At 61.9% G+C, this 25,101-nt stretch carries 21 protein-coding genes; 6 read left to right on the top strand and 15 right to left on the bottom strand.

Annotated features, from left to right (window positions below; translation table 11 throughout):
• Positions 1–9: 9 nt before the first annotated feature.
• A complete protein-coding gene (locus B8991_RS04385; RefSeq protein ID WP_084350683.1) occupies positions 10–1,449 on the top strand; it encodes a uracil-xanthine permease family protein in 1,440 nt (479 codons plus the stop codon).
• Between the two features lie 98 nt (positions 1,450–1,547).
• Here the strand turns inward: B8991_RS04385 and glcF are convergent, their stop codons facing one another.
• Genes glcF through B8991_RS04370 form a run of 3 tightly spaced genes read right to left on the bottom strand, consistent with a single transcriptional unit; the run spans position 1,548 to position 5,450 of the window.
• Positions 1,548–2,843 (bottom strand): glycolate oxidase subunit GlcF, encoded by a 1,296-nt coding sequence (gene glcF, locus B8991_RS04380; protein ID WP_084350681.1) that lies wholly within the window; start codon positions 2,841–2,843, stop codon positions 1,548–1,550.
• Between the two features lie 4 nt (positions 2,844–2,847).
• On the bottom strand, positions 2,848–3,957 hold the full coding sequence (locus B8991_RS04375; RefSeq protein WP_084351145.1) for an FAD-binding protein: 1,110 nt from the start codon (positions 3,955–3,957) through the stop codon (positions 2,848–2,850).
• A 44-nt stretch (positions 3,958–4,001) separates the two neighbouring features.
• The gene (locus B8991_RS04370) at positions 4,002–5,450 is read right to left on the bottom strand and encodes an FAD-linked oxidase C-terminal domain-containing protein (RefSeq protein ID WP_084350679.1); all 1,449 of its coding nucleotides are present in this window, start codon (positions 5,448–5,450) and stop codon (positions 4,002–4,004) included.
• An 87-nt stretch (positions 5,451–5,537) separates the two neighbouring features.
• Here B8991_RS04370 and B8991_RS04365 point away from each other — a divergent pair, with 87 nt between their 5' ends.
• Positions 5,538–6,257 carry a DUF599 domain-containing protein gene (locus B8991_RS04365; protein ID WP_084350677.1) on the top strand — a complete coding sequence of 240 codons (720 nt, stop codon included), beginning with the start codon at positions 5,538–5,540 and terminating at the stop codon, positions 6,255–6,257.
• A 36-nt stretch (positions 6,258–6,293) separates the two neighbouring features.
• On the top strand, positions 6,294–6,659 hold the full coding sequence (locus tag B8991_RS04360; RefSeq protein ID WP_084351143.1) for a hypothetical protein: 366 nt from the start codon (positions 6,294–6,296) through the stop codon (positions 6,657–6,659).
• 55 nt (positions 6,660–6,714) lie between these two features.
• Here the strand turns inward: B8991_RS04360 and B8991_RS04355 are convergent, their stop codons facing one another.
• The 4 genes from B8991_RS04355 to B8991_RS04340 are packed head-to-tail and all read right to left on the bottom strand — an operon-like array spanning position 6,715 to position 13,396.
• A complete protein-coding gene (locus tag B8991_RS04355; RefSeq protein ID WP_084350675.1) occupies positions 6,715–8,757 on the bottom strand; it encodes a glutamine amidotransferase in 2,043 nt (680 codons plus the stop codon).
• Positions 8,754–11,519, bottom strand: coding sequence for a DUF4159 domain-containing protein (locus tag B8991_RS04350; protein WP_084350673.1), 2,766 nt, complete (start codon positions 11,517–11,519; stop codon positions 8,754–8,756). Before B8991_RS04350 ends, B8991_RS04355 begins: the two co-directional genes overlap by 4 nt.
• Complete coding sequence (locus B8991_RS04345; RefSeq protein ID WP_084350671.1) at positions 11,520–12,392, bottom strand: DUF58 domain-containing protein; 873 nt, start codon at positions 12,390–12,392, stop codon at positions 11,520–11,522.
• The gene (locus B8991_RS04340) at positions 12,389–13,396 is read right to left on the bottom strand and encodes an AAA family ATPase (RefSeq protein ID WP_084350669.1); all 1,008 of its coding nucleotides are present in this window, start codon (positions 13,394–13,396) and stop codon (positions 12,389–12,391) included. Before B8991_RS04340 ends, B8991_RS04345 begins: the two co-directional genes overlap by 4 nt.
• A gap of 69 nt (positions 13,397–13,465) precedes the next feature.
• On the opposite strand from B8991_RS04340, the gene B8991_RS04335 reads away from it, so the two are divergent.
• Positions 13,466–14,059 (top strand): DUF1285 domain-containing protein, encoded by a 594-nt coding sequence (locus B8991_RS04335; RefSeq protein ID WP_084350667.1) that lies wholly within the window; start codon positions 13,466–13,468, stop codon positions 14,057–14,059.
• A gap of 9 nt (positions 14,060–14,068) precedes the next feature.
• On the opposite strand, the gene polA is transcribed toward B8991_RS04335, so the two are convergent.
• Together polA and B8991_RS04325 are read right to left on the bottom strand one after the other, a co-directional pair.
• Positions 14,069–16,867, bottom strand: coding sequence for a DNA polymerase I (polA, locus tag B8991_RS04330; protein ID WP_084350665.1), 2,799 nt, complete (start codon positions 16,865–16,867; stop codon positions 14,069–14,071).
• Positions 16,868–16,999: 132 nt separating this feature from the next.
• A complete protein-coding gene (locus B8991_RS04325) occupies positions 17,000–17,179 on the bottom strand; it encodes a zinc-finger domain-containing protein (protein WP_084350663.1) in 180 nt (59 codons plus the stop codon).
• Between the two features lie 76 nt (positions 17,180–17,255).
• On the opposite strand from B8991_RS04325, the gene B8991_RS04320 reads away from it, so the two are divergent.
• Positions 17,256–18,188 carry an ABC transporter ATP-binding protein gene (locus B8991_RS04320; RefSeq protein WP_084350661.1) on the top strand — a complete coding sequence of 311 codons (933 nt, stop codon included), beginning with the start codon at positions 17,256–17,258 and terminating at the stop codon, positions 18,186–18,188.
• Here the strand turns inward: B8991_RS04320 and B8991_RS04315 are convergent.
• The 3 genes from B8991_RS04315 to B8991_RS04305 form a co-directional block, all read right to left on the bottom strand.
• The gene (locus B8991_RS04315; RefSeq protein WP_084350659.1) at positions 18,185–18,967 is read right to left on the bottom strand and encodes an ion transporter; all 783 of its coding nucleotides are present in this window, start codon (positions 18,965–18,967) and stop codon (positions 18,185–18,187) included. The two genes, B8991_RS04320 and B8991_RS04315, sit on opposite strands and share 4 nt — an antisense overlap.
• Before the next feature lie 83 nt (positions 18,968–19,050).
• On the bottom strand, positions 19,051–19,428 hold the full coding sequence (locus B8991_RS04310; RefSeq protein WP_084350657.1) for an HIT domain-containing protein: 378 nt from the start codon (positions 19,426–19,428) through the stop codon (positions 19,051–19,053).
• Between the two features lie 21 nt (positions 19,429–19,449).
• On the bottom strand, positions 19,450–21,027 hold the full coding sequence (locus B8991_RS04305; protein WP_084350655.1) for a DUF5928 domain-containing protein: 1,578 nt from the start codon (positions 21,025–21,027) through the stop codon (positions 19,450–19,452).
• 142 nt (positions 21,028–21,169) lie between these two features.
• On the opposite strand from B8991_RS04305, the gene B8991_RS04300 reads away from it, so the two are divergent.
• The gene (locus B8991_RS04300; RefSeq protein ID WP_084350653.1) at positions 21,170–21,988 is read left to right on the top strand and encodes a sulfotransferase family protein; all 819 of its coding nucleotides are present in this window, start codon (positions 21,170–21,172) and stop codon (positions 21,986–21,988) included.
• Positions 21,989–22,027: 39 nt separating this feature from the next.
• Here B8991_RS04300 and B8991_RS04295 read toward each other — a convergent pair whose 3' ends face one another.
• The 3 genes from B8991_RS04295 to nth form a co-directional block, all read right to left on the bottom strand.
• Entirely contained in the window at positions 22,028–23,257 is a 1,230-nt protein-coding gene (locus B8991_RS04295; RefSeq protein WP_084350651.1) for a S8 family peptidase, read from the bottom strand.
• Between the two features lie 160 nt (positions 23,258–23,417).
• Positions 23,418–24,407, bottom strand: a complete 990-nt coding sequence (locus B8991_RS04290) for an adenosine kinase (protein WP_084350649.1) — start codon at positions 24,405–24,407, stop codon at positions 23,418–23,420.
• Positions 24,404–25,048, bottom strand: coding sequence for an endonuclease III (gene nth, locus B8991_RS04285; RefSeq protein ID WP_084350647.1), 645 nt, complete (start codon positions 25,046–25,048; stop codon positions 24,404–24,406). Before nth ends, B8991_RS04290 begins: the two co-directional genes overlap by 4 nt.
• Positions 25,049–25,101 lie beyond the last annotated feature (53 nt).

Raw genomic sequence — 25,101 nt, 5'->3', positions numbered from 1 at the left:
AAATACATAATGGCAGACACATCCATAGGGACGCCGGAACAGCTTCGGGATCCGAATTACACGCCGGCGCTTCACCGCGCCATTCCGCTGGGCATCCAGCACGTTTTGGCCATGTTCGTCTCGAACGTGACGCCGGCGATCATCATCGCAGGTGCCGCTGGTTTCGGCTTTGGCTCTGACGCCGGCGCGCAGGGCTTTCCCGACATGACCTATCTGATCCAGATGTCGATGTTGTTTGCAGGGGTCGCCACGCTGTTTCAGACCATCGGCATGGGACCGGTCGGCGCGCGTCTGCCCATCGTGCAAGGCACGTCGTTTGCATTTATCCCGATCATGATTCCACTGGTTGCAGGCAAGGGTGTCGAGGCACTGCCCGCCCTGTTCGGCGGTGTCGTCATTGGCGGCCTGTTCCACACCTTCATTGCGACGTTCATCGGCAAGATCCGCTTTGCCCTGCCACCGCTGGTCACAGGCCTTGTGGTCACCATGATCGGTTTGGCTCTGGTCAAGGTCGGTATCGAATATTCTGCGGGGGGCGTGCCTGCCAAGGCGGCCGATCTGCCGGAATATGGCTCTTTGCTGAACTGGTCGGCGGCTTTGGTCGTGGTCTTCGTGACACTGGCGCTCAAGTTCTATGCCAAGGGCATGCTGGCTGTCTCGGCGGTCGTCATCGGCATCATCGTTGGCTATTTCTACGCCATGGCGATGGGGATGGTCACGTTTGAAGGGATCGCGCAAAGCTGGGAGCGTGCAGCGCCGGTAGCACTTCCAATACCGTTCAAATACGGCTTCGAGATGAGCTTTGCCGCGATTGTCGGGTTCTGCCTGATGGCGTTCGTGTCGGCGGTCGAAACCGTGGGTGACGTTTCGGGCATCACCAAGGGCGGTGCCGGTCGGGAAGCGACCGAAGAGGAAATCACGGGTGCGACCTATGCTGACGGTGTCGGCTCTGCGGTGGCCGGTGTCTTTGGAGGTTTTCCCAATACGTCGTTCAGCCAAAACGTCGGTCTGATCGCCATGACCGGCGTCATGAGCCGCCATGTCGTGACCATCGGCGCGATTTTTCTGATCATCTGCGGCCTGATCCCCAAGGTTGGGGCGGTTATTCGCACGGTTCCGATCGAGGTTCTCGGCGGCGGTGTTGTCGTGATGTTCGGGATGGTTGTCGCTGCGGGCATCTCGATGCTGTCGGACGTGAATTGGAACCGTCGCAACATGGTGATCTTTGCGATTGCCCTGTCTGTCGGCCTGGGTCTGCAACTCGATCCGAAAGCGGTTCAGTATCTGCCGGACACTTTGCGGATCCTGATGACATCCGGCCTGCTTCCGGCGGCGCTGATCGCCATCGTCCTGAACCTGATCTTGCCGGAAGAGCTGTCTGACGAATCGACCGAAGAGGTCTCCGGCGGCTGGTCCGGTCATGGTGAAGGATCGCTTGGCGGGAAATAACTGCTCTACGAACTACCTCATCGCTCGCAGAGCGATGAGGTACCTCAACAAGAAACGTCCCGACTTTGAACCGTGTTTACATGGAGCTAACAGGTAAGTTAGGAATGTTCGCTTCTTAGCGCGCTCGGTTTCGGTCCGCCGGTCGCCCAGTCCAAAAGCTCCACCGTATGCACAACCGGCACGCCGGTGCCTGACCCGATCTGCATCATGCAGCCAATATTGCCGGCGGCGATGATGTCAGGTGCCAACTTTTCCAAAGTCTCGACCTTGCGGGTCTTCAACTGTCCCGAAATCTCTGGCTGCATAAGGTTATATGTACCCGCAGAGCCGCAGCAAAGATGCGAATCCGCTGGCTCTGCCACCCGAAACCCAGCCTTCTTCAGCAGCGTCTTCGGGTGCGTCTTGATCTTTTGGCCGTGTTGCAAAGAGCAGGCCGCGTGATAGGCGACGGTCACGTCCTTTGCATCGCCCTCGGGCATGTCCAGCTTCATCAAAAGCTCGCTGACATCCATGGCGATCCCAGAGATGCGCGCGGCATCTTCCGCCAAGGGGCCATTTCGGAACATATGCCCGTAATCCTTCACAGTCGTTCCGCAGCCCGAGGTGTTGATGACGATCGCGTCCAGCCCGGCGCCGTCCATTTCATGTATCCAGGCGCGGATATTCGCGGCGGCAGAGCCGTGCGCCTCTTCCTCGCGGCCCATGTGATGGGTCAGCGCACCGCAACAGCCCGCACCCTTGGCGACAACAACCTCACAACCCAGCCGCCGCAGTAGGCGGATGGTAGCGTCATTGATATCTGTGTTCAGCGCCTTCTGAGCGCACCCGGTCATCAGAGCCACGCGCATTTTGCGCGCAACGGTCGGTGCAAAACTCTGGGGGTCGTCGTTACGGCTGACCGGCGGGATCTGTTTCGGTGCCATCTTCAGCATCGCTTGCAAGCGCGGGTCCGGGATAAGCCGGGCAAAGGGCCGTCCCATTTTTGCGGCAAGCAGCGCCAGACGGAAACGCCCCGGATAGGGCAGGATCTTGGCCAGGGTCCAGCGCAGCGCCCGGTCGTGCCAAGGCCGCTTGTAGTGCTGCTCGATATAGGCGCGGGCGTGATCCACAAGATGCATGTAATGCACACCCGAGGGGCAGGTGGTCATGCAGGCCAGACAGGACAGGCAGCGGTCGATATGCCGCACGGTCTTTTCGTCCGGCACACGCTCGTTTTCCAGCATGTCCTTGATCAGGTAGATACGGCCGCGCGGGCTGTCCAATTCGTCGCCCAGCACCTGATAGGTCGGGCAGGTCGCGGTGCAGAACCCGCAATGCACACAGGACCGCAGGATCTCGTTGGAGCGGGCGGTGTCGGGGTCCTGCAATTGCTCGGGGGTGAACATCGTCTGCATCGCGTTATCCCATCAGTCCGGGGTTCAGAATGCCGCGCGGATCGAACTTCGCGCGCAGGCCAGCGGAGATTTTGGCCAGCGGACCGGGCTCCGGGTGGAACACTCCCAGCCGCGCCTTTGTCTCGCCCGCAGCGCGGATCAGCGTGGCATGGCCCGAGAACGACCCCAGATCGGCACGCAGGTCGGTGCCTTCGCTCACGCGCAGCCATACCAGCCCGCCGCCCCAGTCGAACAGCGCATCCAACGGGGCGGCCTGCGCCACCAATCCCGGGGCGTCGCTGGGTTTGATGGAAAGCCGCCAGACGTCGCCCGGCTGGCCGACAAACGGTGCTACATCGCGGATGCTGGACCAGTCCGCGTCAGCCAACTGCCAGTCACCGTATGGCTTCAGCAGCTCGGACAGGGCGTTGGCCCGATAAGCGACTGACTCCGAGAACCCCTCGATCCGCAAGATCGTCACAGCTTGATCTGCGTGCCGGTCACTGTGGTGCGACGCGCCGTTGACCTCGAAGGGTGATCCCAGGGCAGCAGACATCGCCCGCACGGCTGTGGCCTCGTCAAGCCCGATGGCGCGGATCGTCGCCGTGGCACCCGGTGCAGGCAGCACCTTGAACGCGACCTCGGTCAGCACGCCCAGCGTGCCGTAACTGCCGGCCATCAGCTTCACAAGGTCATAGCCCGTGACGTTTTTCATCACGCGGCCACCATTCTTGATGATGTTGCCCATGCCATCGACATAGCGCACCCCGATCATCGAATCGCGGCACGCCCCCGCCTGCACGCGGCGTGGTCCCGAGACATTGGCCGCGACCACACCGCCGATCGTCGGCGCGCCATCCGTGGCCAACAACGCGCGGTGGTCCATCGGCTCAAACGGCAGGCGCTGGTTTTCTTCGGCCAGCACCGCCTCGACCTCGGCCAATGGCGTGCCTGCCTTGACCACCAGCGTCAGCGCGCCGGGTTCGTACAGGCTGACGCCCGTCAGGCCAGCCAAGGACAGCGCATCGCCCGCACGCGGAACGCCAATGGGGCGCGTTCCGCCACCACGGATTGCCAGCGGGCCGGGTGCCGTCCTGACAACTTCGGCAAGTTCGGTCTCTGTCTGGGGTCGCATTGTCACAGGTTCCTGATTTTCGGAGGGAAAAGACCACACCGCCCTCACTCTGCCGCCATCCGCGTAGCGCGTCGCGCCTCGGAGGAGGCCAGCGGAAATACCTTGGCGGGATTGAGCAGCCAGGCCGGGTCGAACACGTCCTTCACCGCCATCTGCGCCTCCATGTCCACGGGATCAAACTGATCGACCATCAGATCACGCTTTTCGATGCCGACGCCGTGTTCGCCGGTCAGGCAGCCGCCGACCTCGACACACAGCCGCAGAATATCGGCACCCATCGCCTCGCACAGTTCCAGATCGCCGGGCTTGTTGGCGTCGAAGAGAATCAGCGGATGCATGTTGCCGTCGCCCGCGTGAAACACATTCGCCACGCCAAGCCCGTATTGCTTCGACAATTCACCGATGCGGCGCAGAACCAACGGCAGCGAAGTCACCGGGATCGTGCCATCCAGGCACATATAATCGTTGATCTGACCCATCGCGCCGAAGGCCGATTTGCGGCCCAGCCAGATCCGCGCGCTTTCGTCCTCGGACTGGCTTTCGCGCAGTTCCACCGGGTCGTGCCGCCGCGCGATCTCCAGGATCAGGGCAAGCTGTTCGTCAATCTCGGCGGGCGAGCCTTCGACCTCGACAATCAGCAGCGCCTCGCACATCGGATAGCCGGCATGGGCGAAGGCCTCGCATGCCTCAATGCAGGGACGGTCCATGAATTCAATCGCGACGGGCAGAACACCCGCCTTGATGATGTCTGACACACATTCGCCCGCGACCTCGTTCGAGGCAAAGCCCATCAGAACGGGCCGCGCCCCTTCGGGTTTGGGCAGAATGCGCAGCGTTGCTTCTGTCACCACCCCCAGCTGGCCTTCAGAGCCGCAGATCACGCCCAGCAGGTCAAGACCGCCTGCGTCCAGGTAGGCACCGCCCATGTCCACCACCGTGCCATCCATCAACACGACCGTCGCGCCCAGCAAGTTGTTCGTCGTCACGCCGTATTTCAGGCAATGCGCCCCGCCGGAATTCATCGCGATATTCCCGGCGATCGCGCAGGCGAGTTGCGACGATGGATCGGGCGCGTAGAAGAACCCGTTTTCCTCAACAGCACCTGTGACCGACAGGTTGGTGCGCCCGGATTGCACACGGATGAAACGGTTGTCGTAATCCGTTTCCAGCACCGCATTCATCCGCGCCACGCCTAGGATCACGCAATCCGCTGTGGGAAGCGCGCCGCCCGCAAGCGACGTGCCAGAACCGCGCGGCACCACAGGAACGCCCTCTTCGTGGCAGATGCGCAGAACGGCCGAGACTTCCTGGGTGGTCGAAGGCAACACAGCCACCAGTGGTGGACAACGATAGGCGGTCAGCGCGTCGCATTCATAGGCGCGCGTTTCCGATTCTTCTGAGATCACCGCCGCCTTGGGAAGCACTTCTTGCAATCGCGCCACGATCCGGTTCTTGCTTGCCAGGATCGACGTATTCGGTTCTGGCATCTGCATGTCGTCCCTCCTTTTCGAAGCTGGTAAATAAATATAACCAATTTTTCCATCTGGCAACCCAAAGCACAGGGACCTAAGGTCGCAAGCATGGACTGGACCGAACCTTTCTTGCTGTTTTCGCCACTGGATTTATTGGCTCTCGTGCTGCTGTTCCTTGCATGGACGTCAATCAGTGTGTTGACGGAACACCCACCGGCGTCGCGGCCCTCTGTATCGGTTCTCATGGCAGAATACCGACGTGACTGGATGAAGCAATTCGTAACTCGGGATCCGCGGGTCTTTGACGCCCAGATCATCTCGAACCTGCGGCAGGGAACAGCGTTTTTTGCGTCGGCCAGCATGATTGCCATCGGGGGCGGTCTGGCACTGATCGGCAATGCGGAACGGCTGACCGGCATTGCAGAAAACCTGACGCAGACCAACGCGCCGGAGGTGTTCTGGGAAATCAAACTGGTGGTTATTCTGTTGTTTGTCGCCAATGCCTTTCTGAAGTTTGTCTGGTCGCACCGCTTGTTTGGCTATTGTTCGGTCCTGATGGCCGCCGTTCCGAACGACATCTCGCATCCAAACGCCTATACCCTTGCGGCGAAGGCGGCAGAGATCAACATCACCGCCGCGCGCGGCTATAATCGCGGACTGCGCAGCGTCTATTTCGGCATCGGTGCGTCTGCTTGGTTGCTGGGTGCCGTACCACTGTTGCTCGCGGTCGTTGCCACGCTGATCGTTATCGGGCGCCGAGAGTTCGCGTCGGACTCGCGGCTTGTGTTGCTGGATAGTCCCGGCAACAAAGCTCACACGCAGACGTGAGTGCGCCCGCCTGCGCGGAATGTTAGCGTGTTCGGTATGAAAACAGCCGCTCTTTTTTTTGTCCTCCTGCCGATTGCGTCACTGGCGCAAGCGGACGCGCCTCGGATCGACGCCGTGGAGGCCGAGAAATCCGGTATGGGGTGGCGGTTTTCCGTTACGATCTCGCATCCCGATACCGGTTGGGATCATTATGCCGATGGGTGGGAGGTTGTGGATGCCGACGGCAACGTGCTGGGCTACAGAGAATTGATGCATCCACATGAGAATGAACAGCCATTTACCCGGTCACTCAGCGTGGTGATCGTGCCTGATGGCGTCCGCGAGGTCTATGTCCGTGCCAGATGCTCGGCCGAAGGGTGGTCAGGCGACCCGATGCCGGTGACGCTGTCGCCCGGTGGATGAGTGGCCTGCGACTAGGCGGGTATCCTCTGTTGACGGCGCATCTTGATCCAATGACCTAGCTCCGTCCCTCGCGCAGCCACGCACCAACAATCAACGCTGACGCCAGAAGCAACACCAGCCACGCAGGCAGCAGCGGCGTTTGCATGACATCCTGTGTCCGGAACGCATCACGCGGGGTCAGCCCGATCCAGCCACGACCGGCTGCGGGCCGGCCTTCGCGGACCTCGCGCAGCACAGGCAGGCCCGCCTCAAGCCGGGGCGCACCGCCGCGCATCGTGTCGATCACCGGCTGCAACAGCTCCGCTGTCGCGATGGTTTGCTCAAACTCGCGCGGGGCTGCGGGACCAAGGCCGATGACGCTTTCGATCTCGCCATCTGTCAGCCGGTACAGACCGATTTCCGGGCCTTCATACATGGCTTCGAACCGGCCCGGTGACACCTCTTCCAGCGGCAGGACTTCTGTCTCGCCATCCGGGCGGGTGATGGTAACTGGCCCTGCGGTTTCTTCCAGCGTGCGGCGGACAATACGCATGGTCTGGCCGGTCGGGTCGGCCCAGAGCGCCTCTTCCTCCAGCTCGGGTTCCTTCATCATCCAGTGGGCAAGACGGCGCAGAAGCTCCAGTTGCGGCCCGCCGCCTTCAAACCCCCGGTTCCACAACCAGGCGTGATCCGAGGCCAGCAGCGCGACGCGCCCCTCGCCAACCCGGTCAAGCACCAGCAGCGGGCGGTCCTCCACGCCGGACATGACAACCTTGCCGTCTGTCGTGGTGATGTCGATCTGGCGCAGCCAGCGGCCCCAGCTTTCGGGATCGCCCAGCCCGTCTGTCACCGGGTGGCGCTGGCCGAGTTCGGTCACTTGCGGACGGTAGCCTTCTTCGATCACGCGCGCCGTGGGTTCGGCGGGCAGGATGGTGCCCAGTGGCGACCGATACAGGCTGTCGGCACTGGCGAAATCCGGTCCGGCGGCGACCAGAACGGCCCCGCCACCCGCCACATAATTGCGCACGTTATCAAGGTAGAGCGACGGCAGGATGCCGCGCCGCTTGTAGCGGTCAAATATGATGAGGTCGAAATCCTCGATCTTCTCAAGGAACAGCTCGCGGGTCGGAAAGGCGATCAGGGACAATTCCGTAACCGGCACGCCATCCTGCTTTTCAGGCGGTCGCAGGATGGTGAAATGCACCAGATCCACCGACGAGTCCGATTTCAGCAGGTTGCGCCATGTTCGCCCGCCGGCATGCGGCTCGCCCGAGACCAGCAGCACGCGCAGACGGTCGCGCACCCCGTTGATCTGCACAAGCGCGGCATTGTTGCGATCGGTCAACTCGCCCTCGGCCTCCGGCACGGAAAAGCGTATGACGTTGCGCCCGCCATGGGGCAGAGTGACCGGCAGTTCGATATCCTCGCCCAGCGGGACCTGAAAGCGCTGCGCTTCGCCGCCATCAATGGAAATGTCCAGCGGGGTCAGCCCGGCGGCACCGGGTGCTGCGCCGCTATCCTCGATCTTCAGGGTCAGCGTCACAGGCTCGCCCAGAATGGCAAAGGCAGGCGCATTCCGCACGATCAAACGGCGGTCCCAGTCGGTTTCCTTGCCGGTCAGCAGCAGATGCAGCGGCGCGGGCAGATCGGGGCTGCGTTCCAGATCGTGCAGCCGCCCGTCCGAAAGCAGCAGGATGCCCGAGATCCGGGCGCGGGGTTCTTCCGCCAAGGCGGCGTTGAGGGCGGTCATGATCTGGGTGCCTGCGTCGTCCTCGCCGTCGCCCACGTCAATCCGGCGCAACTCGGTGTTGGGGCGGGCTTCGATCCGCGCGGCAAGCGTGTCGGCGGCCTCTTGCGTAACCCCGGCACGGTCCGCCAGCGTCTGACTGGCGCTTTTGTCGACCAGCATCAGGACAATATCGGACAGGGGCGCGCGATCCTCCACTTGCCAACTGGGCTGCGCGATGGCCCCGATCAACGCCAGGGCTGCCAAAGCGCGTAACGCCCAGCCCGACAAGCCGCGCCACACCGCCAGAGCGACGCCGAGCGCCGCAACGGCTGCGAGAACCGCCAGAACAGGCCAAGGCAGAAGCGGGTCAAAGATGATGTTGCCGGTCATTGGCCCAACCTGTCCAGAAGTGCGGGAACATGCACCTGATCGGATTTATAGTTGCCGGTCAGCACATGCATCACAAGGTTGACGCCAAAGCGATAGGACAGCTCTCGCTGCCGTTCCCCGGCATAGCCACGCCCCACCGGAAACAGCGGCGCACCGCGCGCATCCATCGCCCAGGCCGCGGCCCAGTCATTGCCGCCGATCACGACAGGCGTCACATTGTCATTGAGGTTTCGGAACGGCATGCCCTCGACCAGTTCGGCGTCCGGTGGCGCGGCCTCCACCCAGACATCGCGGATATTGTATCGGCCGGGAAAGTCCTGAAGCAGATAGAAGGTGCGCGTCAGCACATGGTCGGCAGGCACCGGTTCCAGTGGAGGAATGTCCAGGGGCGCGGCCAACGCCTGAAGCTTGCGCCCGTTGGGACTGCTGGCACCAAATCGCGCCACATCGGCATCTCGCGTATCGAACAGGATCATGCCGCCCGACCGCAGATAGGCGTTCAGCTTTGCATAAGCCTCGTCAGAAGGTGTCGGTTGATCCGGCGTGATCGGCCAGTAGAGCATTGGAAAGAACGCCAGCTCATCGGTTTCGAGGTTCACGCCGATTGGCTCGGCGGGCTCGACCGAGGTGCGGAAAAACAGCGTTTCCGACAGACCGAGCAGCCCGGCCTGTGCCATGTCATCCAGCGCGGCGTCACCTGTCAGCACATGCGCCAGCGTCACTTCAGACGCGGCGCGGATCGCGAACGCCTCTTCACTGGTGGATTGCGCGGGCGCGTCCTGTGGCAACAGCATGACGGCCAAGGCCAGCCCCGCAACGGTTGGTCCCGCGCCGCGCAGTCGCCCAGACAGCGCAAGGCTGGCGATCACATCGGCCACCAGAAGCAATGTTGCCAAGGCCAGCAAATATCCTGCCAGCGGAGTTTCTTTGGGGCGTTGCAGCCCGCTGACTGCGATACGCGCAGGCCATGCCATTGCGGCAAGCCGGGTGTCCGCGCCGATCACGTTGCGCGCAAGGCTGCGATCCTCGCCTTGATAGACGCCCGGTTGCAGATCCGATCCCAGCGGGGCCCCGGCCAGATCTTCGCCTGCCACTCCGGGCAGATTGTCAGCCTTTTCCAGTTTGCCAAACCCATCGAGCACAGAGACCGGTTGCCAGATTGTGCCCGCCAGATCCTCGGCACTCGGCGGCTCGCTCGCTGACGAGACCGAGAGCCGTTCCAGCATACGCACGAAGAGGCCGGAAAGCGGCAGGCTCGACCATTCGGCATTGGCGGTGACATGCACCAGCACGACCTGTCCGGCACCGATGCGCTTGCGCGTGACCAGAGGAGTGCCGTCCGTGAGCGCCGCGATAACGCGGTCGGCCAGCGTCGGGTCCGGCTGGGCCATGACCTGCGCTGAAACCGTGATCTCGCCCGTCACCGGCAGACCAAAGAACGGGCTGTCTTGTGGAAAATCGGCGAGTTCCTTGGGCTCCCCCCAACTCATCGCGCCACCGACAGTGCGGCCACCGGCGCGCAGGCGCACGGGCATCAGGGGGTCTTCGGCCGCGCGGCTGACATCGCTCGCGGCCAGTCGTGGTCCGGCAAAGCGCAACAGCAGGCCACCCTTGTCCACCCATTCCAGCACGGCGGTTTCCTCGGCCTCTGACAGCGTTGCGACATCGGCCAGGACGATCACATCGGGATTGGCGGGCAAGACGTCCAGCAGCGCCCCGTCCAGCAGGTCGGCGGTGGGGGCCAGCGCCTTGGTGAGGTAGTGCAGGGGCGACAGCAGCTCCAGCCCTTCGCGGTTTTCCCGCCCGGCGATCAGCGCAACTTCACGCCGCCGCAGGCTGTCATCGGGCAATGTCACGGCCCCGGCGCTGCGCTGGCCTTCGATTTCGAACCGGTCCACACGCGCGCGCAATTCCGAAGGCAGCGAAAGCTCGACAGTCGCGGTCGTTTCGTCAGCAGCGAATGTCGCAGGGACACGCGCCAGAACGGTCGGGCGGCCCGCAGGATCAAGGCCATGCGCCGCGATCGAGATCGTACGCTCGCCACCGGCGCCCAGACGCTGCGCCGTCAGCACCACATTGCCTGCGTCAAATCCCGCCGGATGCAGGGCGATCAAGCTGCGCGGGCTTTCGATCACCCGAACCTCGCCACGATCTTCCAGCGCGGTCAGCAGTGATGTGCGGCTGTCACGGGCCAACCCGTCGGACAGCCAGAGCGTATCAAACGCCCCTTCGGGCAGGATCTCGGCGCTGCGGGCCATGTTGGCTTGTGTCGCTTCCCAAGCGGTAGGAAGGATGCCGCCAAGGCGTGCGCGGATCGTATCGGCGCTTTGAAACGCGGTCTCCTCGGGTGCTGTCAGGCGGATCAGCGCGGCCGGTCGGCTTTCCCGCGTGGCATGCGCAAGGGCTGCATCCACTGCGTCTTGTCGGGCGGTCCAGTCGGCGGCGCTGGCCCAGCTTGCATCCATGACGATCAACAGCGGTCCGCTGCCGGCCTGTTCCTCGGTTTCGGGATTCAGCACGGGACCAGCCAGCCCGACGATCACCGCCGCCACGGCCAACATGCGCAGCAAGAGCAGCCACCACGGCGTCCGGTCGCTGACCTGTTCGTCATCCTTTAGCCCCAGCAAAAGCACCACGCCGGGAAACAGCCGCCGCACCGGGGCGGGCGGCACCGCGCGCAGGATCAGCCAGAGGATCGGCAGCGCCAGCAGCCCCAGCAGCAGCCACGGCGCGGTGAAACCCAAAGAGCCCAGAGTCAGCATCTAGCGGCCCCCGTCAATGGCGCGCCACATCCACAGCAACGCGGATTGCGCGCTGTCGCTGGTGTGGTGGGTGTGAAATTGCCAGCCGGTCAGACGACACAGTTGAGACAGCTCTGCCTTGCGGTGGGCCAGTCGTTCCAAATAGCGGTCGCGCAGTTCGGCGGCCTTCAGCGTCTCATGCCGGACGGTGTGCCCGACGCTTTCAAAGATCGTCCGACCCTTGAAGGGGAAGGACTCTTCCAGAGGATCGAGCACCTGAAGCAACACCCCGCGCACACCGCGATCTGCGGCCTTGGTCAGCGCGTGGGTGATCCGGTCGATATCGCCCAGAAAGTCAGACGCAAAAACGGCGCGCGAATGCGGCAGCATCCCGCGGGCTTCGGGCGCGGCATAGTCTTCGTCCGTATCGTGACTGAACGCTTCCGCCAGTCGGGCGATCTGTACCTCGCCACTGCGCGGCGGCAGATGGCCACCGGTCAGGCCGACACGTTCGCCCCCCCGCAGCAACATGATTGCACAGGCCAGCGTCAGCAGCCGCGTCCGGTCTCCCTTGGTGGGCAGGTTCTTGTCGGACTGGAACCGCATGGACGCCCCCTGATCGACCCAGAGCATCACGCTTTGCGCAATTTGCCATTCCCGTTCGCGGACGAATTGGCTGTCGCCACGGGCAGAGCGTCGCCAGTCGATCATCCGCAGACTGTCGCCTGCCTGCACCGGCCGGTATTGCCAAAAGTCATCCCCCAGCCCGGCGCGGCGACGGCCATGTTCGCCCAGCAACACGGTTCCGGCCAGATGCTCTGCCCGCGCCAGAAGCGGTGGCAGGCGGCTGGCTTCTTCCTCGGCGCTTTGGCGCAGGGGGATGACTTGGCTCACGCGGCAGCCTCGGCACCGAGAAGACCGGTGGCCACGCTGTTGATAAGATCCGGCAGGCTCTCGCCGCGTGCGCGCGCCGAAAAGCTGAGCGCCATGCGATGCGTCAGCACCGGCTGCGCAAGATTGAGCACGTCCTCCGGCGAGGGGGCAAGACGCCCCTGTAACATCGCGCGGGCCCGGACGGTCAGCATCAGCGCCTGCGCCGCACGCGGGCCGGGGCCCCAGGCGACCGTGTCGCGCACGCGTTCGCCGGCGGTGGGGTCCTCGGGGCGGAACGCGCGGACCAGATCAAGGATCATCTCGACCACGGCATCCCCGACGGGCATCCGGCGCAACAGCGTTTGCGCCGCGACAAGCTCTGCCGCCGTGAACACCTTATGCGCGTCGTCTTCGGTGACACCCGTGGTGGCCAGCAGAATGTCGCGTTCGGTGTCGCGGTCGGGATATTCCACGTCGATCTGCACCAAGAAGCGGTCAAGCTGCGCCTCGGGCAGTGGATAGGTGCCTTCCTGCTCAATCGGGTTTTGGGTGGCCAGAACGTGGAACGGCGCATCCAGCAGGCGGTTCTCGCCCGCGACCGTTACCATGCGTTCCTGCATCGCCTGCAACAGCGCCGACTGGGTGCGCGGGCTGGCGCGGTTGATTTCATCCGCCATCAGAAGCTGGCAGAAGATCGGGCCTTGGATAAACCGGAATGCCCGGCTGCCATCGGCGGCGGTATCCAGTACTTCGGAGCCCAGAATATCCGCCGGCATCAGATCCGGCGTGAACTGCACCCGGTTGCCTTTCAGCCCCATCACCGTCGAAAGCGTCTCGACCAGCCGGGTCTTGCCCAGCCCCGGCAGGCCGATCAACAGCCCGTGCCCGCCGCAAAGAAGCGCCGCCAGAACCAGCTCCACCACCCGTTCCTGACCGATGAAGCGGCGGGTGATCGCTTGCTTGGCAAGGGCCAGCTTTTCCTCCAGCGCCTCGATTTCGGCAACCAGATTTTCGGCGTCGGCCATGACAGAACTCCCTTGAACACTAGCTTGATTGATATGAGTGTATCTCGCAGCACGGAAATGGCAAAAGCAATGAGCGGACAAAATATCGTGACACCGACAGCAGAGACATTGGCCAGCGCCGCAAAGGCCGCGAAAAAGGGCAAGGGGCTGCCGCCCGTGCATTTGTGGAATCCGCCGTTTTGCGGTGATCTGGACATGCGGATCGCGCGGGATGGGACGTGGTTTTACCTTGGCACGCCGATTGGCCGGAAGGAGCTGGTGCGCCTGTTCTCCACCATTCTGCGCCGCGACGGGGATGACTATTTTTTGGTCACACCCGTCGAAAAGGTCGGTATTACCGTCGATGATGCGCCTTTCGTGGCGGTGGACTTCACCGTCGAGGGGCAGGCAGAGGCGCAAACCCTGACGTTCGAGACGAATGTCGGCGATTTTGCGCAGGCGGGAGCAGAGCATCCGATTCGCGTGGTCCGGGATGCCGAGACCGGCGAGCCGTCGCCCTATGTGATGATCCGCGCCGGGCTGGAGGCGCTGATCGACCGCAAGAGCTTTTATCGGTTGGTCGATATCGGCGCGCATCACGACATCGACGGCAAAAGCTGGTTCGGCCTCTGGTCCGGCGGCACGTTCTTTCGGGTCATACCGTCGGCGGAACTGCCCGGCTGACGGCGCAGCTTAATGCGCCTCTGCCCAGTTTGCGCCCTGTCCGGCATCGACCACCAGTGGAACGTCCAGATGAACGACGGGATCGGCTGCGTTCTCCATAACTTTGCGGGCCGCATCAATCAGGGGTTCGGCGGCGTCCTTGTCGACCTCGAACAACAATTCGTCGTGGACCTGTAGCAGCATTTTCGCGGGCAGACCGGCAATCGCGTCCGGCATGCGGATCATCGCGCGGCGGATGATGTCAGCGGCGGTGCCCTGAATCGGTGCGTTGATCGCGGCGCGTTTCGCAAAGCCCGCGCGCGGGCCTTTCGCGTTAATCTCGGGCGTGTGGATCACGCGGCCGAACATCGTCTCTACCCGGTCGTGTTCGCGGGCAAAGGCGATGGTCTGATCCATATAGGTGCGGATGCCGGGGAAGCGTTCGAAGTAGCGATCGATAAAGCCCTGCGCTTCGGCCCGCGGAATGCGCAGGTTGCGGGCCAGACCAAAGCCGGAAATGCCGTAGATCACGCCAAAGTTGATCGCCTTGGCCTGACGGCGCACCTCCGGGGTCATTTCGTCCAGCGGCACGTTGAACATTTCCGATGCCGTCATGGCGTGGATGTCCTGCCCGTCGCGGAACGCCTGTTTCAGCGCGTCGATATCGGCCATATGGGCAAGGATGCGCAGCTCGATCTGGCTGTAATCCAGGCTGACCAGCACCTTGCCTTCCTCCGCGACAAAGGCTTCGCGGATGCGGCGGCCTTCCTCGCTGCGCACGGGGATGTTTTGCAGGTTCGGGTCGGTCGAGGCGAGCCGCCCGGTCGCGGCACCCGAGATTACATAAGACGTATGCACGCGCCCGGTTTCGGGATTGATATGCTCCTGCAACGCATCCGTGTAGGTCGATTTCAGCTTGGACAATTGCCGCCAGTCCAGCACCCGACGCGGCAATTCATGCTCTGTCGCCAGATCCTCCAGCACGTCGGCACCGGTGGCATAGGCGCCGGTCTTGCCCTTCTTGCCGCCCTCCAGGCCCATCTTGTCGAACAGGATCTCGCCCAGTTGCTTGGGGCTGCCCACGTTGAATGTCTCGCCCGAAAGCTCGTGGATCTCGGCCTCCAGCCCCGCCATTTTCTGCGAAAACGCATTGGACATGCGGCTGAGCGTGTCGCGGGCAACCTTGATACCCGCCATCTCCATCTCTGCCAGCACCGGCACCAGGGGCCGTTCCAGACGCTCGTACACCCGCGTCACGCGCGCCTTGTGTAATTGCGGCTTGAAGATCTGCCACAGGCGCAGCGTGATGTCGGCATCTTCGGCGGCGTATTTCGTCGCCTCGTCAATCGGCACAAGATCAAAGGTTTTCTGGCTTTTGCCGGTGCCCAGCAATGTCTTGATCGGGATCGGTGCGTGGTTGAGATAACGTTCCGACAGCGCATCCATGCCATGACCGTGCAGGCCCGCATTCATCGCGTAGGACATCAGCATCGTGTCGTCGATCGGCGCGATCTTCACGCCGTGACGCGCAAGGATCTTGGCGTCGTATTTCATGTTCTGGCCAATTTTCATCACCGCCGGGTCTTCCAGCAGGGGGCGCAGCGCATCCAGCACCTCGTTGACGCCCATCTGCCCCTCGGCCAGCGCATCAGAGCCGAACAGGTCATCGCCCCCGGCTTCCTTGTGGATCAGCGGAATATAGCAGGCCTCACCCGCCTCGACGCACAGCGAGATGCCCACCAGATCAACGCGCATCTCGTTCAGACCGGTGGTTTCGGTGTCCACCGCGACCCAGCCATGTGTCCGCGCCTTTTCGATCCAACGATTCAGCGCGGCCATGTCGCGGACGCATTCATAGGCGGACGACTCGAAAGGCGGCGCTTCGGCGGCGTTCTCGGGCGGGTTCGCGCCCTCGGGGGTCGTGTCGGGGATGACCGGCGGCTCGACGTCCAATGCGTCGGCAATGCGCTTGGTCAGGGTGCGGAATTCCATCTCCGTCAGAAAACTCAGCAGGGTCTCGGGGTCGGGTTCCTTGACCTCCAGATCGTCGAGCGTGAAATCCAGCGGCGTTTCGCAGTCCAGTTGCACCAGCTTCTTGGACAGTTCGATCTGCGCGCGATTGTCCAGCAAGGTCTGCCGCCGCTTGGGTTGCTTGATCTCCTCGGCGCGGTCCAGCAAATCCTCCAGCGTGCCGTATTCGTTGATCAGCAAGGCCGCCGTCTTGATCCCGATCCCCGGCGCGCCCGGCACGTTGTCAACGGAATCCCCGGCCAGCGCCTGCACATCCACCACGCGGTCCGGCCAGACGCCGAATTTCTCGAACACGCCGTCCCGGTCAATGCGCTTGTTCTTCATCGCATCCAGCATTTCCACGCCGTCGCCGACCAGTTGCATCAGATCCTTATCCGAACTGATGATCGTCACCCGGCCGCCCGCTTCGCGCGCCTGACAGGCAAGCGTTGCGATCATGTCGTCGGCCTCGTAACCCTCCAGCTCTTTACAGGCGATGTTGAACGCCTCGGTGGCTTGCCGGGTCAGCGGGATTTGCGGGCGCAAATCTTCTGGCATCGCCTCGCGGTTGGCCTTGTACTGGTCGTACATATCGTTGCGGAAGGTGTGACTGCCCTTGTCGAAGATCACCGCAATATGGGTGACATCGCCGCCTGCGTTGCCTTCGACATACTTTTGCAACATGTTGCAAAAGCCGGACACCGCGCCAATCGGCAATCCGTCCGATTTCCGTGTCAGCGGCGGCAGCGCATGATACGCTCGAAAGATGAAGGCCGATCCGTCGATCAGATGCAGATGACAGCCCTTGCCGAATGCCATGTCGCGCTCTCCCATTCATTTTCTACGGGTATCGAACTCTGCCAGTCTGGCTGGACACGGCCCGACATCGGAAGCGTGCCGTGACGGCCCTTGCGCAGCCCGGTCACGACCGCCGCGCCGAACCGAAGCAGCCTAGACCTTGTCTTCGAAATCCTTGTGGACGTATTTTGCGTCGCAATAAGGGCATTCGACAAAGCCGGTTTCATGCGGGATCTGTAGCCAGACGCGCGGATGCCCGGTTGCAGCACCACCACCGTCACAGGCGACGCGAAAGGTGTCGACGATCTTGATTTCCGGGGCTTGCGTTGTCATGTGCTGCGTTCCCTTTTCGCTGGCGATGCACTAGGTGCGTTATGGGCGATTGCGGGTAGAGGAGCAAGACCGAGCAATGACACAAGACGCGATCCGCATCGAAGGCCTGCGCAAGACCTATGGCGGCACGGGGCGCACCCCGGCCAAAGAGGCGCTGAAAGGCGTTGACCTGACCATACCCGCCGGATCGGTGTTCGGATTGCTGGGGCCGAACGGTGCAGGCAAATCGACGCTGATCAACATCATGGCCGGTCTGGTGGTCAAAACGGCGGGCAAGGTGACGATCTGGGGCTTCGATCAGGACCGCAATCCGCGCCAGTCCCGCGCGGCCATCGGCGTGATGCCGCAAGAGCTGAACCTTGATCCGTTCTTCACTCCCCGTGGTGCGCTGGAGGTGCAGGCCGGGCTGTACGGCGTGCCGAAATCGCAGCGGCGCTCTGACGAGATCCTGAAAATGATCGGGCTGGAGGACAAGGCCGAGGCCTATGCCCGCACCCTGTCTGGCGGGATGCGGCGCAGGTTGTTGCTGGGCAAGGCGCTGGTGCATGATCCGCAAGTGCTGGTGCTGGACGAGCCCACCGCGGGCGTCGATATCGAGTTGCGCCAGATGTTGTGGAACAATGTCCGCCGCCTGAACCGCGAGCGCGGAATGACGATTATCCTGACCACGCATTACCTCGAAGAAGCCGAAGAGATGTGTGACGAGATCGCCATCATCAACAAGGGCGAGGTCGTGGCCCGCGACAGCACCGATAATCTGCTGAACCATCTGGACGCGCGCACGATGATCATCCAGCCCGACGGTGATGCAGCCCAACTGCCGCAGGCACCGGGCGTCGAGGTGGTGCGCCGTGAGGATGGGGCGCTGGCGCTGAACTACAGGTCCGGTCAGATCGCGGCCGATGACGTGTTGCAGGCCGTGCGGGATGCAGGCATCCGCATTCGGGATGTGCGCACCGAACAGGCGGATCTGGAAGATGTGTTCCTGGAACTGACGCGCAGCCGTTAACGGCGCTCGCGCGAGTCCTTCAGCAGCGTCTCGATCTCGAGCAGTCGGGTCAGCACCTCATCGCGGTAACTGTCGGTCCGCTCGTCGTTTTCGGCATGATGGGCGTCCTGCATCGAGTTCACGATCAGGCCCACGACAAGGTTCACCACGGTGAAGGTCGTCACCAGAATGAACGGCACGAAGAAGGCCCAGGCGTAGGGATAAACCTCCATCACCGGGCGCACGATGCCCATTGACCAGGATTCCAGGGTCATGATCTGGAACAGCGAATAGGCCGATTTTGCCAGCGTGCCGAACCATTCGGGGAAGATCGCCCCGAACAGCTTGGTCGCCATGACCGCGCCGATATAGAAGATCAGACCCGTCAGCAGAAAGACAGATCCCATGCCGGGCAGGGCGCTCATCAACCCCTCGACCACGCGGCGCAGCGACGGTGTGACCGACAGGACGCGCAACAGCCGCAGGATCCGCAGCGCCCGCAATACGGACAGGCCTTGCGCGGTCGGGATCAAGGAGATGCCGACAATGATGAAATCGAACACACTCCAGCCATTGCGGAAAAACGCAGGACCGCGGGCAAACAGCTTCATCCCGATCTCGATCACGAAAATCGACAGGCAGATCTGATCCAGCGCGTGAATTAGATCGCCAAAGCGGGCCATGAGCGGGGCCGACGTCTCAAGCCCCAGAATGACCGCGTTGAACAGGATCACCCCAAGGATGAAATTCTGCACCGATCTGCGATCAATTAATGTCCCAACGCGCACGCGTATGGTCATAAGTCTGCTGCTCCGTGTTTTCGTGTCGCCCGTCATGCGTTTGGCCCATATGGGGGCACAGGACGGTGCGCACAAGGTGCCGTTCAGGTGCCGTCGGCGGGTGCCAGCATCCGGCCCAGCGGTCGTCCGCCGAGAATGTGGACATGCAGATGCGGCACTTCCTGAACCCCGGCCTGCCCGGCGTTGGAGATCGTGCGATATCCGCCTTCTTGCAGGCTTTCCATTTCGACAATACGTCCGATCGTGCGGTTGAAATCGACAATCTCGGCATCCGAGGCATCGCGCGCGAAATGATCGTAGCAGACATACGCGCCCTTCGGAATCACCAGCACATGCACCGGTGCCTGCGGATAAAGGTCCCGAAACGCCAGCGTATGCTCGGTTTCCAGCACGGTTGTGTTGGGAATCTCGCCGCGCAGGATTTTCGCAAAGATATTCTGGTCGTCATAGGTGTAGGGCATGGGGTGTCCTTGGTCGTTGGTTCAATCGGCAAACAAGTGTTCGGTCTGTGCAATCTCCATCGCCTTGTCCTGCGGTAGAGACAGAAATTCGGCCAGCACGCGGGCGGTTTCTTCGGATGCATCTGTTTCCCGTATGCGGCCAAGATTGGCGAAGCCCGCGTCGCGGATGCGGTCGGATTCATGTTCAATATCCAGGCGGATGGCGGGCAGGATGGCGTTTAGCGTCTCTGTTGGCGTGTGATCGCCGGCCAACCCGACGCGGGCCGCGTGGCCGATCAGGTAGTCGTCCGTGAACTGGCATTCGACATCCAGCAAGCGGGTCAGGGCCCGATCGCGGCAGAAGTCTTCGAGAAGGTCGATATTGGCCGGATCAATGCAGACGATCAGGCGGTCCGTATCGAAATAATCGAACAGCATCCGCATGAGCGACCGCCGGTGACGATGCCGCTTGCCAAGCGACGTCTGAATATTGCCAAGATCCGGCAGCCAGGCACCCTCTTCGTTGAACAGGTATTCGATCACGGGAATGTTCGTGGTTTGGCGGATGCGCTCCAGCAGACGTTTGGCGACATGCCATTTCTTGCACACGACGATCAGAAGTTCCCGTTCGCGCCCAAAGCTTGCTTCCTTTTCCCAAAAGCGGGGGGCAAAACGTCGCCCGATCCGCCCGCGGCCCGTCAGAAATCTGAAAAGCGACTGGCCTTCGTTAGAAATCGCGAATTCTGTTCCTTCAGACGCATAAAGCGCGCCAAGCCGGCGTTTCAGCTCTGTCGCTTCGGCGCTGATCTTTCGAGCAAAAAGAAAATCCTGCCCCAGCAGCAGATCATAGTGATCGTTGTAGAACGTCACCGGCATGCCATAATCCGAGAACATCAAAAATGTCAGCGACCGGTTGTTGATCTCGGTTTCCGGCACCAGATGGCGCACGAGCGTTTGAAAGAAGGTTTCGTCCGGGATCCAGGTGGTCGAAAAGAACCGCGTCACGTCACGTCGTTCGGAGATGAAGCCGAGGATCATTTCCACCGTCCGGCGGCGCAGGCACCACCATTGGCTGCCGATCATAACGTCGATGTCATGCGGGATCTTGCGCTTCAGCCCCAGACGTTGCTGTAGCTCGAACATGGTGTAGAACCATCGCTTCTGCGTACGCTCGTTGAACCAGTGGCGGTAGATCAGGCGTTCTTCTTTCCAGCCGGTCTTGATCCAGTCGGACTGAAAATAGTCATAGCTTTCGATGTAATCGACGTCGTGACGGTCCAGGAATTCATGCGCGTATTCCGCTGACTTGATGGCCATGCAATCGCCCGACAGCATGTAGAAATGCGTGGCGCGTGGAAACGCCTCGACCGCGGCGCTGACGGCGTTCAGTGATGCGCGGACCAAAGACCACTCCCCCCAGCCGCATTTCACGCGTTTCCTGGCGAATGTGACATTCGGATTGTCATCCAGCGCCGCACGGATCTGCCTATACGCGTCCGGCGTGGCGCGTGCGTCGAAATGGATCGCCATGTAGTCGCCCACGGCGGTCAGGCTTTGTGCCTGCCGGATGATGGCGTCAGGATCCTTGTGACACAACAATATGAAGGCAATTCTTGCCATTCAGAGAACCATCTTACCCATCTTTGGCCATTGTTTATGTTACTAGAGGTGAACGGGCGTTGAATAAACCGGATTTCTTTGCTTTTTTGTCGCAAAGAAGCGTCCGAACACAAGGGCGGCGCACGGTGGGGGGACGGTTGGTATGGGTTTTCCAGGGGTATGGATGACCGAGAGCGAAAGCATGGTGTATCGGGTGGTCCCGAAATGCGCCTGTTCGACGATTGGTCAGATCCTGTATTACTCGGATCACGGGGCGTTTTTCGACGGTGACATTCACGACGCCACCCATGGCCTGCACAAATGGGCGCGCGAGGACAGTCAGGATCTGATCGAGGCCAATATCCGGGCGCACGCCTCTTTTGCGTTCACCTGCGTGCGCAACCCCTACACGCGCATCCTGTCGTCATTCTTTGACAAGATTTGCGGGATTCAGCGCAATGGCCGCCGCTATCGGGGCAACTTGGTGCCGATGCTGACCCAGAAATACGGGATCGAGGTCGGTGGTGATGACGGCAAGGAGGACTTCGACCAGATTCAGAGCTTCCGGCGCTTTTTGCTGTTTGCCCGCGATTCCATCCGCTGGCGAAAACCGATGGAGCCTGACATCCACTGGTCTGCCATGTCCGGACATATCAGCACGTTCATCGTCAATGGCGGGCGTTACGACCGGATTTTCTGGACCGAAAAATTCGACGAAGGCATGCAGGCGGTGCTGGATGCGGTCGAATTGCCCCACGCCGTGGATCTGGCCGCGATCCCAAGGTTCAACGAATCCGAAGGCCATGGCCCCAAGCGCGTGCATCCGGTCGAAGACTATTTCGACGACCTGTCGATGCATCTGGTCTATGAAATCTACAAGCGCGATTTCCAGCTGTTCAAATACGACTTTGACAATCCCGCCAACAAGCTGCCAACGGGCGAGATTGATCTGGACGAAGTGCACGCCAAGCTGGGCGATTAGACCGCGAAACCACATAAGGCGCTTCGCGGCCCTGATGCTTTAGTTCATCGCTGCCGACGGTGCCTGAACCAGGCCTTGTCCCCGGTCCATCAAATCCGTCCCCGGCGCAAAGCCGGACGTCACGGCCGTGGCCAGCAGTCGCGAGTCCACTGCGCGGGCGGTCAGCGGCACGCCTGACTGCGCCAATGCCTGCCACCAAAGCGCGGTGATCCCCGCAACATGCGGCGTTGCCATGGATGTGCCGTTGAGGGACCGCAAACCTCCGCCTGACCGGGCCGAAACGATGCCGACCCCCGGCGCGCTGACCACCGGGTTTGTGTTGGAAAACGGTGCCACGGTCAGTCCGCTGCCGCTTTGTCCCAAGGCGCCCACCGAAACCACGCCTTCTGCGGCGGCAGGAACACTGACCGACACTTCGAAATCGGGCGAGATCTGGCGGCGGCTTTCATTCCCGGCGGCAGCTACAACGACCGTGCCGCCGTTGAAATCGGCCTGCCGACGGATCATCGACATCAGCGCGTCGAACATTCGCAGATTCATCCGGTAGCCTTCAAGCGCGACAGAGGTGGCCAGCAGGACCGGAAGATTGTTTTGCTGAACCAGCCGTTCTGCGAAGCCGGGGAAATCGAAACCCAGCGACATGGAAATCACCCGCGCGGGTTTTTCCTGTCCCGACACCCAGCGCATCGCGTTGAACAGCATCTCGGACGATCCGCTTCCGTTATCGTCCAGCACCTTGCCGATCAACGCATCGGTGACGCCGGGTGCCACTCCGATCCGGGTGCCGTCTACGTCGCGGCCAAAGATCGTGCCCGCGCAATGTGTGCCGTGGCCGTTGGCATCCTGATCGCCAGAGCCTGAAAAGTCCTTTTGAGTCAGGGTGACGCCTGCAAATGCCGGATGGGCAGCGTCAATCCCGGTATCCAGTACCGCCACGCGCACCCCGCTGCCGTCAAAGGGCGAGGTGTCCGCGCCGACGCTGGTGATCCCCCAGGCAGGCACTGCATCTGCATCGCTGACATTTTCCATTGGTTCCGGTTCGATCAACCGCGTCGGCATGGACCGGGCCATGCTCAGGATCGAAGGATCGCGCGCGGCATCGCGCATGTCGCCCGCTGACAGATCGACGGTTTCGATCACGGGCGAAGGAGGCGCGCGAAACATCCCTTCGTTGCCGGAGATACCGGCGGTCGGTCCACTGAAGGTGCCACCGCGCAAATGAGAAAGGGCAGAGGCATTTTCGTCGCGTAGAAGAATATACTGGGCCATGAGACAAGTCCTTTGATGAAAAAATAACAGCGATAAATACATGCTGTCCCGCGCGGGACAGCGTCTTTAAATGCCGCCAGTATACACTCAAAGGTTGAGTCGCGCAAAGCCCTCGCGCAGATTTGACGTGAAACCCGGTGCAGACCGGGGCTGAATAGGCTCAGGTCAGGTTGCTGCGACGGAACAATTGCAACAGGTTTGCCTCTGGTCGTGCGCCCATATGGCTGATCACTTCGCCCGCAGCGACACAGCCCATGCGCCCGGCGGTGGCCATGTCAGCGCCCGTGGCCAGTCCGTAAAGGAACCCGGCGGCAAACTGATCGCCCGCGCCGGTTGCATCCACGGGGACGACCCTGTCGACGGGAACATCGGTGCGCGCGCCGTCGCGGATGATCGTCACGCCGTCTCCGGACCGTGTGCAGACCACAAGCGGGCAGATCGCCGAAACGCGCGCCAGATCGGCATCCAGATCGTTGTTCTGAAACAGCGAGCGGATTTCAGCCTCGTTGCCAATGACGAAATCCATCTCGTTCTCGATCAGATTTAGGAAGTCGTCGCGGTGGCGTTCAACGCAGAACGGGTCAGAGATCGAGATGCCGGCCTTGCCCCCAGCCGCACGGCAGGTCCGGGCAAGACGGATGAACGCCTCTTTGCCCTTGTCCTTGTCAAAGAGATACCCTTCGAGGAAGACGATTTCCGCATCCGAGGCAACGTCTTCGGGCACGTCATCCGGGCCAAGCTCTGCCGAGATGCCCAGATAGGTGTTCATCGACCGCTCGCCATCGGGCGTGACAAAAATCATGCTGCGCGAGGTTGGCAATTCGCCGCCCGGAACCGGGGCATTCACGAAATCCGTGCCATCATCGGTCATCGCCTGCGCATAGAACCGCCCCAGGGCGTCGTCATGCACGCGCCCGATGAACCCGGTGCGTAGCCCCAGACTGCCCAGCCCCGCCAGCGTATTGGCCACCGATCCGCCGGGTGCCTGAACCCGGTCCTTCATCGACGCATACAGCAGCTGCGCGCGCTCAGTCTCGATCAGTTGCATGATGCCCTTGCCGATGCCCATCTGTTCCAGAAAGCTGTCATCGCATTGGGTGATGACATCGACGACGGCGTTGCCGATCCCGACAACCTGATATTTCTTCATGGGGTCTTGTCCTCGAATTCGCACAGATCACGGATCAGGCAGGCATTGCATTTCGGTTTGCGCGCGACGCAGGTATAGCGTCCGTGCAGGATCATCCAGTGATGCGCATGCTGCTGGAAATCCACGGGAATATTGTCTTCTATGGCGCGTTCGACCGCGACGACATCCTTGCCCGGACAGACGCCCGACCGGTTGCCGAAGCGAAAGATATGCGTGTCCACGGCTTGGGCCGGGTAGTGCCACCACATGTTCAGCACCACATTGGCAGTCTTGCGGCCCACACCGGGCAGCGATTCCAGCGCCGCCCGCGAACAGGGCACCTGACCGTCGTAATCCTCGACCAGAATGCGGCTTAGCTTGATGACATTCCGGGCCTTGTTGCGGTACAGGCCGATGGTCTTGATATGCTCGGTCACTGCCTCTTCGCCAAGCGCCAGCATCTTTTCGGGCGTGTCGGCGATCTGGAACAATTTGGCCGTCGCCTTGTTGACGCCCGCATCGGTCGCTTGCGCGGACAGCGCCACCGCCACGACCAGCGTGTAGGCGTTCACATGATCCAACTCGCCCTTTGGTTCGGGTTCCGCCGTCTGGAAGCGGGTAAAGATCTCGCGGATCGTATGATAATCTAGCTGCTTTGCCATGGCAGGCCGTATGCACCGCTTTGTCAGGTTGCGCAATATTCGGGTCGCGGGAC

This window comes from Primorskyibacter flagellatus (genome assembly GCF_900176485.1).
Taxonomy (GTDB): Bacteria; Pseudomonadota; Alphaproteobacteria; order Rhodobacterales; family Rhodobacteraceae; genus Primorskyibacter; species Primorskyibacter flagellatus.
The sequence above is the reverse complement of the archived record's forward strand: the minus strand, read 5'-3'. Positions and strand labels throughout refer to the sequence as shown.